This window comes from Streptomyces sp. NPDC054841 (assembly GCF_053611045.1).
On the sequence record NZ_JBSGZO010000270.1, the window covers coordinates 1 to 11555 of the forward strand.

Annotated in this window: 12 protein-coding genes and 1 pseudogene; 6 read left to right on the forward strand and 7 right to left on the reverse strand. The window is 69.7% G+C overall.

The annotated features are described in order from the left end of the window. Positions 1-57 precede the first annotated feature (57 nt). Both sigJ and ACWGI8_RS28730 read right to left on the reverse strand, forming a co-directional pair. A complete protein-coding gene (gene sigJ, locus ACWGI8_RS28725) occupies positions 58-942 on the reverse strand; it encodes an RNA polymerase sigma factor SigJ (RefSeq protein WP_453665234.1) in 885 nt (294 codons plus the stop codon). 186 nt (positions 943-1128) lie between these two features. Next, positions 1129-1257: pseudogene (locus tag ACWGI8_RS28730) on the reverse strand (sigma factor); the annotation flags it as partial. Between the two features lie 75 nt (positions 1258-1332). Between ACWGI8_RS28730 and ACWGI8_RS28735 the strand changes: the two are divergent. Continuing rightward, positions 1333-1791 carry a carboxymuconolactone decarboxylase family protein gene (locus ACWGI8_RS28735; RefSeq protein ID WP_453665235.1) on the forward strand — a complete coding sequence of 153 codons (459 nt, stop codon included), beginning with the start codon at positions 1333-1335 and terminating at the stop codon, positions 1789-1791. A gap of 51 nt (positions 1792-1842) precedes the next feature. On the opposite strand, the gene ACWGI8_RS28740 is transcribed toward ACWGI8_RS28735, so the two are convergent. Together ACWGI8_RS28740 and ACWGI8_RS28745 are read right to left on the reverse strand one after the other, a co-directional pair. Further along, the gene (locus ACWGI8_RS28740) at positions 1843-2079 is read right to left on the reverse strand and encodes a DUF397 domain-containing protein (protein ID WP_453665237.1); all 237 of its coding nucleotides are present in this window, start codon (positions 2077-2079) and stop codon (positions 1843-1845) included. After that, positions 2076-2912 carry a helix-turn-helix domain-containing protein gene (locus ACWGI8_RS28745; protein ID WP_453665238.1) on the reverse strand — a complete coding sequence of 279 codons (837 nt, stop codon included), beginning with the start codon at positions 2910-2912 and terminating at the stop codon, positions 2076-2078. The genes ACWGI8_RS28740 and ACWGI8_RS28745 overlap by 4 nt, the downstream gene beginning before the upstream one ends. A 155-nt stretch (positions 2913-3067) precedes the next feature. On the opposite strand from ACWGI8_RS28745, the gene ACWGI8_RS28750 reads away from it, so the two are divergent. Then, complete coding sequence (locus ACWGI8_RS28750; protein WP_453665239.1) at positions 3068-3475, forward strand: hypothetical protein; 408 nt, start codon at positions 3068-3070, stop codon at positions 3473-3475. A gap of 86 nt (positions 3476-3561) precedes the next feature. Here the strand turns inward: ACWGI8_RS28750 and ACWGI8_RS28755 are convergent, their stop codons facing one another. Beyond that, positions 3562-4389: a hypothetical protein gene (locus ACWGI8_RS28755; protein ID WP_453665241.1), complete on the reverse strand. Its 828-nt coding sequence runs from the start codon at positions 4387-4389 to the stop codon at positions 3562-3564. Between the two features lie 225 nt (positions 4390-4614). Between ACWGI8_RS28755 and ACWGI8_RS28760 the strand changes: the two genes are divergently transcribed. Beyond that, the gene (locus ACWGI8_RS28760) at positions 4615-5760 is read left to right on the forward strand and encodes a CapA family protein (RefSeq protein WP_453665243.1); all 1146 of its coding nucleotides are present in this window, start codon (positions 4615-4617) and stop codon (positions 5758-5760) included. Between the two features lie 145 nt (positions 5761-5905). On the opposite strand, the gene ACWGI8_RS28765 is transcribed toward ACWGI8_RS28760, so the two are convergent. Then, on the reverse strand, positions 5906-6568 hold the full coding sequence (locus ACWGI8_RS28765; protein WP_453665244.1) for a GOLPH3/VPS74 family protein: 663 nt from the start codon (positions 6566-6568) through the stop codon (positions 5906-5908). A 167-nt stretch (positions 6569-6735) separates the two neighbouring features. Further along, complete coding sequence (locus tag ACWGI8_RS28770) at positions 6736-8610, reverse strand: serine/threonine-protein kinase (RefSeq protein ID WP_453665246.1); 1875 nt, start codon at positions 8608-8610, stop codon at positions 6736-6738. A gap of 166 nt (positions 8611-8776) precedes the next feature. Here ACWGI8_RS28770 and ACWGI8_RS28775 point away from each other — a divergent pair, with 166 nt between their 5' ends. From ACWGI8_RS28775 to ACWGI8_RS28785, 3 genes are all read left to right on the forward strand, one after another. Then, positions 8777-9286 carry a VOC family protein gene (locus tag ACWGI8_RS28775; RefSeq protein ID WP_453665247.1) on the forward strand — a complete coding sequence of 170 codons (510 nt, stop codon included), beginning with the start codon at positions 8777-8779 and terminating at the stop codon, positions 9284-9286. 29 nt (positions 9287-9315) lie between these two features. Continuing rightward, entirely contained in the window at positions 9316-9579 is a 264-nt protein-coding gene (locus ACWGI8_RS28780) for a hypothetical protein (protein ID WP_453665249.1), read from the forward strand. 169 nt (positions 9580-9748) lie between these two features. Further along, positions 9749-11476, forward strand: coding sequence for a hypothetical protein (locus ACWGI8_RS28785; RefSeq protein ID WP_453665250.1), 1728 nt, complete (start codon positions 9749-9751; stop codon positions 11474-11476). Positions 11477-11555 lie beyond the last annotated feature (79 nt).

Sequence of the window (11555 nt, forward strand, 5' to 3'; positions counted from 1 at the left end):
GGCCAGGACAGGACCTGGCCGACCGCCGGGCTGTTCCTCGTCCCGGGTTCGAGCTCCCTACCCGTCGCCCAGGACCGTCAGGTCCAGACTCCGCAGGCGCTCCGGGTCGTTCAGGATGTCGATCTGGACGATCTTGCCGCCGGAGATGGTGAAGGCCAGGACCGCGACCGGCTTGCCCTCGGGCAGGGAGACGAGACCCGGCAGCCCGTTGATGAGGGCGAGGCGTCCGTACGGCGCGAAGCGCTGGTACATGAGCGCCTGGCCGGCCACCGACTCCGCGCCGCGGACCAGCTTCGTCGCGCTCGCGGCCAGGACGCCGCCGTCCACCCGCAGGACGACGTCCGGGTCGAGGAGCGAGAGCAGGGCGTCGAATTCGCCACCCTGCGTGGCGGCGACCCACGCGTCCACGACCTCGCGCTGCCGCGCCACATCGGGGTCCGGCGCCGGCGCCGCGCCCACCCGGCGCCGGGCCCGGCTCGCGAGCTGCCGGGTCGCCGTCGGGGTGCGCCCCACGATGGGGGCGATCTCGTCGAAGGACACGGCGAACATGTCGTGCAGGACGAAGGCGAGCCGCTCGGCGGGCGACAGCGTGTCGAGTACGACGAGCATCGCGAGCCCGACGGAGTCGGTGACGAGGGCCTCCTGCTCCGGGTCGGCGCCGCTGATGTTGCTGACGATCGGGTCCGGTACGTAGACCTCCAGCGGGTCCTCGCGCCGCGCCGTACGCGACCGCAGCATGTCCAGGCATACGCGGCCCACGACCGTGGTCAGCCAGCCGCCCAGGTTCTGCACGTCGTCCGTGTCCGAGCGACTGAGCCGCAGCCAGGCCTCCTGGACGGCGTCGTCGGCCTCGGCGAGGGAACCGAGCATCCGGTATGCCACGGAGCGCAGATGGGGGCGATGAATCTCGAAGCGCTGCGCCAGCAGCTCGTTGTCGTCCATGGGTCACATTCTCCCGTCGTGGGTACGGGCCCGGCCGAGACTCGGTCCCCGGTCGGAGACGGCGCCGGGGTCTCGGCAGACCAGAAGTCGGAGCGGATGTAGGAGAACCCCTCCGCCGCGGGCGAGTTCGGGTCGTCTCGGCGGCTGTACCGAGACCACTGAGTACGCGTACTGATCTTCGTGTGTGAGCCAGGCCTCCTGGACGGCGTCGTCGGCCTCGCTCAGCGAGGCGAGCATGCGGTACGCCACCGAGCGCATGTGGGTCCGATGCGCCTCGAAGCGCTCCGCCGGAAATTCTTTTCGTCCACCGGTCACATTCTCCCGTCGCGATCCGTCAGTGCAGTGACGAACCAAACCGAACAGCTGAGACTCGATCTTGAGGAGAGAACCATGGAAGCACGGATGAAGCACCCCGCTTTCGTCGTCCCGTCCGCCATGCAGGCGCTGCTGGCGCTGGGCAAGTCGACCAAGTCGACGGGCCTTTCGGACGAGCTGCTGGAGCTGGTCAACCTGCGGGCGAGCCAGATCAACGGCTGCGGCGTGTGCCTCCACATGCACGCCCGCGACCTGCGCAAGGCCGGTACGAGCAACGAGCGCATCGACACCGTCGCGGGCTGGCGCGACGCCCCGTACTTCACGGACGCCGAGCGCGCGGCCCTGGCCCTCACCGAGGCCGTCACCCGCATCGCCGACTCCTCGGACCCGGTGCCGGACGAGATCTGGAACGAGGCGGCCAAGCACTACGACGAGGCGCAGCTCAGCGCGCTGCTGCTGGCGATCGCCGCGATCAACGTCTGGAACCGGCTCAACGCGGCGACCCGGCAGGTCGCGGGCTCCCTCGGAGCCTGACGTGTTCGACGCGGTACGGGCCCGGCGCACGACCGGGCCCGCACCGCGAGGTCAATCCGCCCAGGCGAGGAATGCGGTCCACGCGTCCGGGGCGACGGCGAAGGTGGGGCCGTCGGTGACCTTGGAGTCGCGGATGTGGATGGTGTGGGGGCAGGTGGCGACCTCGACGCAGTTGCCGCCGCTGTCGCTGCTGTACGAGGACTTGCGCCAGTCGAAGGCCACCTCGACGCACTCGCCGCCACTGCTATCGCTGTAGCTGGACTTGAACCAGCGCAGGCTGTTGCTCATCTCTGCTCTCCCGCCAATCGCTCGATGAGGCCCAGCGATTCACGAGGGCCCATGGCCTGTGCCCGGATCTTCGCATATCGCTGGGCGAACGTGCTCACCTTTGCAGGGTCCTTGATCAGCAGGCTCTCGAACTGGATCTCCAGGTAGACCAGATGGTCGTGCTCCGGGGTCTCCACCAGGGTCATCCCGCCGTTGTCGCCCGCGTGCTCGCCGCTGAGACCGCAGTCCAGCGGTAACACCTGGAGCGTCACGTTACGCCGCCGCGCGCACTCCGCAAGGTGCCGCATCTGGCCACGCATGACCTCCTCACCGCCGATCGGTCGCCGCAGCACCGACTCCTCCAGCACCACCTCGATCAGTGCCACCGGTTTCCGCTCGAACAGCACCTTGCGCGCCATCCGCCCCTCGACCAGCTCGTCGACCCTCTGCTCGGGCAGCGGCGGATACCCGCCGCCGATCAGCGCCCGCGCGTACTCCTCCGTCTGGAACAGCCCGTGGACGACGAGTGTCGCGTACAGGTGCAGCCCCACCGCCTTCTGTTCCAGCGGCGCGTAGTCCTTGAACTGCGGCGGATACTTCTCCATCCGGATGTACAGCCGCGCCTGATCGAAGATCTCCAGCCCGTCCCCGAGCACCCGCTCCAGTTGCACGAGCATCTCGTCGCTCGCCGGCTGTGCGCACGTCTCCATCGCGCTCACCGCCGACGCCGTGAAGCCGATTTCCTTGCCGAGCTGTTCCTGTGTCCACCCCTTTCGTACGCGCAGTCTGCGCGCGACAGTCGCCACCAACCGCGCCGTCGGACCCGCCATAAGTTTGTTTTCCGCTCGCGCCATTGCGATCACCATTCGACTCAACCGGTCTCAACCGGTCACTACTCGTCCCCGCCGAATTCGACCCGACTCAAGGCGCGTTTACGCAGGTCAACCGACCTGTGACACCTCCGGCCCGGTCATGGAAAACGCTAACTGCAAGCGGTCAGAGTGGAGTTGTGAATACGCAAACTGGCGAGGTTAACCTTGACTGGGTTCCGGCCTCCGGATTCCAGCTCCGCAAGGCGGGCGTGCATTTCGACGCCGTACGCGTCGACGGCGACGACGGACGTCGACTGGCCGATCTGATGGACCGCATGACGGGCGGCGACCCGGGCCCCGTGGTGACCGAGGCGAACGGCTGCCGGGGCGTCTACTTCCTTCTTCCGGCCGCCAGTACGGTGATGCGCCCCTGGCCGCGCGGGGTGACCCGCTACAACTCGGTGAGCGGCTCCGCCAGTTACGTACCGGTCCCCGCCCTGGAGGGGCCGACCTGGCCGCTCGCCTGGCGCTTTCCGCCTGCCGCCGAGGACCGCTTCGTACATCCGGTTCTCCTGCGCACGGCGGCCATCGAGCTGCTGGGCTGAGACACGAAGGCGCCCCCGCCGCTCGTACGTACTCGTGGACGAGGACGAGGACGAGGACGAGGGCGGGGGCGCCGGTAACGCCGCTGTCAGGCCTGCTTGCCCTGGTTCTTCTTGAACTCGTCGCTGAGGTTGGCCGTGTCGGATGCCGGGGGAGCGGTCACAGCCTTGGCGGAGCCGAACTTGAGGAAGTCGGCCGTCACCTTCATGTTGCCCATCTCCTGGACGAGCCTGACCGGCAGGTCCTTGTCGTCCACCCAGATCTCGACGGTGATGCTGTCGGCGGGGCCGGTCATGGACTCCAGGTTCGCGGGCATGTCCTTGTTGTTGATGGTCGCCCGGTAGTGCTTGGTCTCCTTGCCCCGGATCGTCTCCTCTCCGAGGCTTTCCGTGTTCTTCGAGAAGCCGATGTAGCGCAGCCCCGCCGTCGGGTCGCCCTGGTCCTCGACCGAGGCCGCCCCCTCCTCGCCGAGGACCGCGGCGACGTCGACCCGCATCCAGTGCTTGCCCTGGAGCGGGCCACTGGGCTGGGGGTCCACGTTGTAGTAGTAGGCGCCGTCGACCATCATGGTCCGCACCTTCGGGTCGTCCTGAACGGCCTGCATCTGCACCGCGGCCGTGTCCATCGTCACGTCGTACGCGACGCCCTTGCCCCAGGTGTACGTGCCCGTCATGGTGACCGGCTGGGCGAGCCCCGGCATGGTGGTGTTGAAGATGACGTCGGCCGAACCGATCTTCTCCGTCCGGTCCGTGACGCGCGCGAGTGCCGCGGCGATGGTGTCCGCCTGGCTCACCACCTTCGCGGCATCCTTCGCAGTCTCCCCCGCGGTCTGCGTTCCGCACCCGGCCGTGGCGGTCAGCGCGACGGTCGCCGCCCCCAGCGTGACAGCCGTGCGTATACGTCTCTTCGGACCCATGTCCCACCCCTCGGTATCACGCGATCACGCGATCACGCGCGTGAAAGCTGTGACTCTGCTGTGTGCCTTGCGGACATTAGCGGGTGGCACTGACGGGCTTCGTGCCGGACGGCCCTCGGCCGGGGAAACAGGCCGGGAACTCCAGGCCGGGGACCTCCAGGCCGGAGGCGGCCCGGCCGGCGGCGCCCCGGCCGGGACCGCGCCGCTGGTGGGAAAATGAGTCGCATGGGCGGTCAGGCGCTCGTGACGCTGTTCCTCTGCGGGGACGTCATGCCGGGCCGAGGTGTCGACCAGATCCTTCCGCACCCCGGTGACCCCGCCCTGCGGGAGGGGTACATCCGGGACGCCCGGGACTACGTGGCGCTCGCGGAGGCCACGAACGGGGCGATTCCACAGCCTGTGGACTACAGGTGGCCCTGGGGCGCCGCGCTCGACGTGCTTGAGGACATCGCGCCCGACGTGCGCGTCATCGACCTGGAGAGCAGCGTCACGACGAGCGACGACTTCGCCCCCGCCAAGGCCGTGACGTACCGCATGCACCCGGACAACCTGCCCTTCCTGGCCGCGGCGCACCCGGACGTATGCGCGCTGGCGAACAACCATGTGCTCGACTTCGGGCGGCGCGGCCTGGAGGAGACCGTGGAAGTGCTGCGGGGCGCCGGGCTCGGCCCGGCCGGGGCGGGGCGCGACGCGGGCGAGGCGCGGCGGCCCGTGGCGGTCGCCACGAAGAGCGGCGGGCGCGTCCTCGTGCTGTCGTGCGGGATGGCGTCCGCGGGTATCCCGTCACGCTGGGCGGCCGGTGAGCACCGGCCGGGCGTCGACTTCGTCCCCGACCTGTCCACCCGCAGCGCCGACGCCCTCGTACGACGGCTGAGGGCGGTGCGGAAGGAGGGCGATCTGACCGTTGTCTCGATCCACTGGGGATCGAACTGGGGCTACGGGGTGTCGCAGAGCCAGGCCACCTTCGCGCACCGGCTCGTCGACGGCGGCGTCGACGTCGTCCACGGCCACTCCTCGCACCACCCGCGGCCCATGCAGGTGTACCGGGGAAAGCTCATCCTGTACGGCTGCGGCGACCTCATCGACGACTACGAGGGCATCTCGGGCTACGAGCGGTACCGCGACGATCTGCGGCTGCTGTACTTCCCGTCGCTGGACGCGGGTACGGGCGAGCTGGAGGAGCTTCGGATCGTGCCGATGCAGGCCCGGCAGATGAAGCTCCACCATGCTTCGGCGGCGGACGCGGGCTGGCTGTGCGAGGTGCTGAGCAGGGCGGGGCGCCCGTTCGGTACGCAGGTGGAGCCCGAGCTCGGCGGGGACGGCTTCCTGACGCTCCGCTGGTCCCGTACGGAGACCTGGTCCCGGTCCTGAGGCCTGGGCCCGGTACCGACATCGGCTCCCGGTCCTGAGGCCTGGCCCCGGTACTGACATCTGCTCCGGGTCCTGACGCCCGGGCGCCCGGTCCTGACACCGGGGCCCGGTACTGGGCGCCGCGCGCAGCCCGGTGGGACTCGACTCAGCTCACTGCGCCGAGCGTGACCATCGCCGTCACCGTCATCATCTCCGCCCGCATGTTGCGGATCGCCTCCCGGACGCCGGCGCCCGCCCACTGCCCCTTGGCGATCTCCATCATGCGCGGATCGACCTGCTTCCGCGGCAGACCGGGGAACGCCAGACCATGCAGGTGCGTGGCCTGCAGCAGCGCGACCAGGCCGCACGTACGCTCGTCCGGCTCCGCGCCCTCCAGGACCACCGCGGTCAGCCGACTGCGCAGCTCCTGCTCGACCGATCCGTCGGCCTCCGGGTAGCGCCGTACGGGGAAGATGCCGAGCGCCCTGTGGACCTCCTCGACGACGAGGCCGCGGGCGCACAGGCTCTCCACCGTCGCGGGAACGGCCTTCGGGTGGTCCTTGGCCAGCCAGTCGGTCATCCTGCGCCTGCTGCCGCGCTCCGTCCATTCGGCCAGCTTCTCCAGCCGCCCGTCGAGCAGGGCGACGCCGGTCGGTGAGTGGTCGGTCACCTCCAGCCGCCCGTCGGTCACGGTGACGCGGCCCGCCATGACCAGCTCCAGCAGAATGCCGGCGGCGACGGCCCAGCCCGCTGCCGTCCGGCTCTTCGCGGTACCGGACTCGTCGTCCAGCGACAGCAGCATGATTTCCTCGGCCAGCGTGACCGGCATGCGCGGCTCCCCCTCGATGATCTTGGTTCTTGCTTCCGGGAGGACGCCGCGGCGCCCGTGAGGGTTCCCTTGCGCCCGGCGGGGTCGGGCCCGCGCGGTCGGGCCCGGCGGTGGCGGGAGGCGGTCGGTCGGGAGGCCGCTGGTCAAGCGGCTGGTCGGGAGGCGGCTCAGTCCACCTTCGTGTACGTGAGCGGGGCCCCGCCCGAGCCGACCAGTTCGCGGACGATCGTGCGGTCGTCCGGCATGTCGAGGCGGCTCCACTGGCCGGGGGCGCAGCTCTGAGGATCACCGAAGGTGACGTGGGTCGGGCCGAGTTCGAGGGGTGGGCCGGGGGCGCGCAGCGTGGCGGACCAGCCGCAGTCGTAGGTGGCGCCCTGGCCGGTGAGGGTCATGACCGTGTCGCCGGTCGAACCCGTGGTGATGGTCATGACGCGGGTGTTGGTGTTGCCGTCGGCGGTGGTGAAGTCGGCCTGCCAGGTGCCGACGTACTCCTGCGGCACGGTCCCGGAGCCGGTGGCGGGGGAGGACGCCGCGGCCGGGCTGCTGCTGGTGGCCGAGGTGGAGGGGGTGCCCGGGGTGGCGGGCTCGGAGGCTCTGGGGGAGGTGGGCCCGGTCGCCGACGGGCCCGGCGCCGCCGGGGTCTGCGTGTGGCTGTCGTCGTTCATGAGTGTGTAGACGGAGGTGCCCGCGGTGACCGCGACGAGCACGGCGACGGCGACGAGGGCCGCGGTGCCGCGGGTGTTGCGGCGCGGCGGCTCGGGGGCGGGCGGGCCGAAGGCGGTGTACGGGGGATACGGGGTGTGCGGGGCCGGGTGGGTCCACGCCGGTGCGGGCGTCGGTCCCGGAGCCGGTCCCGGATTCGGTCCCGGATTCGGTCCCGGTCCCGGAGCCGGGCCCGGGGGAGGCGTCGGGGGTGGGGTCGGGGCGCCGGTCAGCGTGGGGAGAGCATGCACGCCCGGCGCCCCCGGTGAACTCGGCGGCGCGTCCGGCGCGCCGGACTCACCCCGCTCGTCCGGCTCGTCAGCCGCACCCGGCGCGTCCGGGAAGCTCTCCGGATGCTCGACCTCCAGCAACTTCACCGCATGGCTGCCCAGTTGCGCGATGAGCGGTCCGGGCAGCCAGGGGAGCGTGGGGTCCTGCCCGTCCGCGCCGGTGCCGGCCTCGGTGCGGACGAGGATCTGCTCCAGGGTGGGCCGGGAGGCGGGATCCTTGTGGAGGCAGTCCCGGATCAACTCCCGCAGCGTGTCCGGGACACCGGTCAGGTCCGGCTCCTCCTGGGCGATCCGGAACATCATCGCGTGGACCCCGCTGTCCGCGGAGCCGAACGGGAGCCGGCCGGTCGCGGCGTACGCGAGCACCGAGCCGAGGCAGAAGACGTCGCAGGCCGGGGTGATGCTGTCGCCGCGCAGCTGCTCGGGCGCCATGAATCCGGGCGAGCCGACGACCGCGCCCGTGCGGGTCAGCCCGCCGCCGTCCGTGACGGTCTCCAGGGCCTCCAGGGCGCGGGCGATACCGAAGTCGATGACGCGCGGCCCGTCGATGGTGACCAGGACGTTGGAGGGCTTGAGGTCGCGGTGGACTATGCCCGCGCGATGGATGTCCCGCAGGGCGTGGGCGAGTCCGGTGGCGAGGGTGCGTACGGAGTGCTCGGGCAGCGGGCCGTGGCCCCTCCGATGAGCCTGACCGCGGCTGTGGCCGTTGCTGCCGGGGACGCCTCCGCCCGGGTCGCCGGAGACCACGGAGTGCAGGGACGGCCCGGCGACATAGCCGGTCGCGACCCACGGAACCTCCGCCTCCGTGTCCGCGTCCAGGACCGGCGCGGTCCAGGACCCGCCCACCTTCCGGGCCGCCGCCACCTCGCGGCGGAAGCGTCTGCGGAACTCCTCCTTCTCGGCCAGCTCACGGCGGACCAGCTTGACCGCGACCGTACGGCCCCGGTCGGAGCGGGCGAGATAGACCTGGCCCATGCCGCCGGCCCCCAGGCGGGCCAGCAGACGGTAGGCGCCGATACGACGTGGATCTCCGGATGCCAGCTGCTCCATGGCCGAGTGGCCCTCCCCGACGTACATACGCGCGTGCGCGTGGCCCGATTGCCTGAGGATAGTGCGATCGGCGCCGGCGCCCGCAGGCGTTGCCTCTAGGACGGAATCCGACCTGATTCCTGCCTACGGTCGGTCATGTTGCGATCCCGTACGCAAGGAGACAGCCATGACCGTCCAGCCGGTTCCCGAGGGCTGCACGACCGTCACGCCGTGGATCATCGGCCATGACACGGCGGGGCTCATCGACTACCTCCAGCGGGCTTTCGGGGCGGAGGACCTCGGGCGCTTCGAGATGGAGGACGGCAGGATCGGGCACGCGGAGCTGCGGATCGGGAACGCGCGCCTGATGGCCTTCGACAGCCCGAAGGACTGGCCGGCCACCCCCGCGTTCCTGCGGCTGTACGTCGCGGACGCGGAGGAGGCACACCGGCGGGCGGTCGAGGCGGGCGGTACGTCGGTGACGGAGGTGACCCACCTGTTCTTCGGCGACCAGGTGGGCCGGGTCCGCGACCCGTACGGCAACATCTGGTGGATCCAGACGCACGTGGAGGACGTGGACGAGGAGGAGATGGAACGGCGCTTCCTCGATCCGAAGTTCACGGACGCGATGGCGTACGTCACCGGGTCTCTGGCGCGGACCGTGCCCACCCGTCAACAGTCCAACGTTTCTGAGTAGTCGTCAGGCCTCTTCCAGGTCCACGCCTATTGGCCCCCGCCGCCCTCGTCGCGGCCGGTGAAGCCCGCGAGCAAGAGCGCGAGCCGCCCGGCTGCGACCGGGCGGCGGTCTCGTTCTCGGCGGTGGTGATCGGCACGCTTGCGGCGATCTTCGTCCAGCCGTTGATCTCCGGAATCCACGTACCCGTGCGGTGGCACCCGAGGCGCTCGGCGAGCGCTGCCGTACGCGCCGCCGTACGCACTGCTGTCGTCGCCGCAGGTCTCCCGGAAGCCTCGCACCCCGAGGCGGGCTGACGGCGGCTCAGCTGTCGGCGTCGACCACCGGAGGGCTGGTGCTCAGCCGACACTCCCATCTGCGTGCATTGTCCTATTTCCACATCTTTATGTGATTCGATATGCCCACTTTCGCGCCTTTCGGGCAGAGGGCGTGACGGCGTGTCACATAGAAGGAGAGCAACGTCGGATGTCTGAATCACAGGGCACGAGCACGAGTACGAATACGAATACGAGCGCCGAGCGCCGCGGGAAGGCCGCGGCGCTGAGCGCTCACTGGAAGATGGCGGTTCTGACCGCGGCCGGTTTCGCCATCGTCGGGGCGACGACCGTCGTGGCAGTCACGGGCGACGAGTCCGCTGAGGCGAAGCCCGCCTCCGCCTCCGCGGCCACGGACGGCGGCAAGGCCAGGGCGAACCCTGGCGCCGTCGGTTCCACTCGCGACGGCATGAACTCCGATGGCGGGGACGGCGACTACTGGGCCGGCCACGCGGGCAACCCCGCCGAGAGCAGCGGCGACAAGGAAGACGACGACGACTCGGACTCCGGGGACAAGGAGTACAACGGCGGTAAGGACGACAACGGCGGTAAGGACGACAACGGCGGTAAGGACGACAACGGCGGCAAGGACGACAACGGCGGCAAGGAGAAGGACTCCGCTTCCAAGGGCAACGAGGGCAAGGAGAAGGAGTCCGGGGACCACGACAAGGAGAAGGGCGGCCACGACCGCGATCACGGCCGTGGTTCGTACGAGAGGGACCACGAGAAGATCGTGGACGTGGAGTGTGACCCGAACGATCTGATCTCGGCGATCGTGCAGGCGAACGAGCTGGAGGGACCCAGCCACCTCAAGCTGGCGGAGAAGTGCACCTACACCCTCACCGCCTTTGAGGACGACAACGGCCTGCCCAAGATCACCCAGCCGATCACGATCGAGGGCAACGGCGCGACCATCGCGCGCGCCGCCAACGCCGCCAACTTCCGGATCTTCGAGGTCGGCGTCGGCGGCGACCTGAAGCTCCGCAACCTCACCATCACCCGCGGCAAGTCGGGCGAGAACACGGGTGGCGGCATCAACGTGAACTCCGGGGGACGGCTCGACCTCGAAAAGGTCACCCTCGAGAACAACACCGTCGAGGACCTCGAGTCCAGCGACGGCGGCGCCATCTACAACGAGGGCACCACCAACATCCGCAACAGCACCCTCGACAAGAACTCCGCCGAGGACGGCGCTGCCGTCTACAACTACTACGGCAAGCTCGACATCAGCACCACCAAGGTCACCGGCAACATCTCCGACAACGACGACGGCTACGCGGCCATCTACAACTACAGCGGAACGACGAAGATCAGCAAGAGCTACCTCGCCTACAACTACGCCTACTACGGCGGCGGCATCTACAACGACGACGGCGTGACGGAGGTGGAGAAGAGCGTCATCGCCAACAACTTCGGCTACTACGGCGGTGGTATCTACCACGACGACGGTGCGCTCTACGTGCGCAAGAGCACGGTCAAGAACAACACCGCGTCCGATGGGAACGGCGGAGGCCTCCTGCTCGAGGAGTCCGCGGTGATCGAGGACACCAAGGTCATCGACAACGCCACCACCAACAGCAGTGGCGGCGGCATCTACATCGACCTGAGTCCGACCGAGGAGGTCGCGATCCGCGACTCGAAGGTCATCGGCAACCGGGCTCCCGGCAACGGCCAGAGCGGTGGCGGCATCTTCGTCACCAGTGGCAGCAACCTCACCCTCACCGATTCGAAGGTGAAGGACAACACCTCCGACGAGCCCGCCGGCGGTATCGAGAACCGGGGCACGGTCGTCACCAAGGGCAAGGTCAAGATCATCGACAACGTGCCCACCAACTGTGAGTCGCCCACCAGCAACCCCGTCCCGAGCTGCTTCGGCTGACGCACACACGCTGTTCGGGCAGAACACAACGGCCGCGCATGGGCCATTCAAACCGCCCGCCCCTGGCACCAGCCGGGGG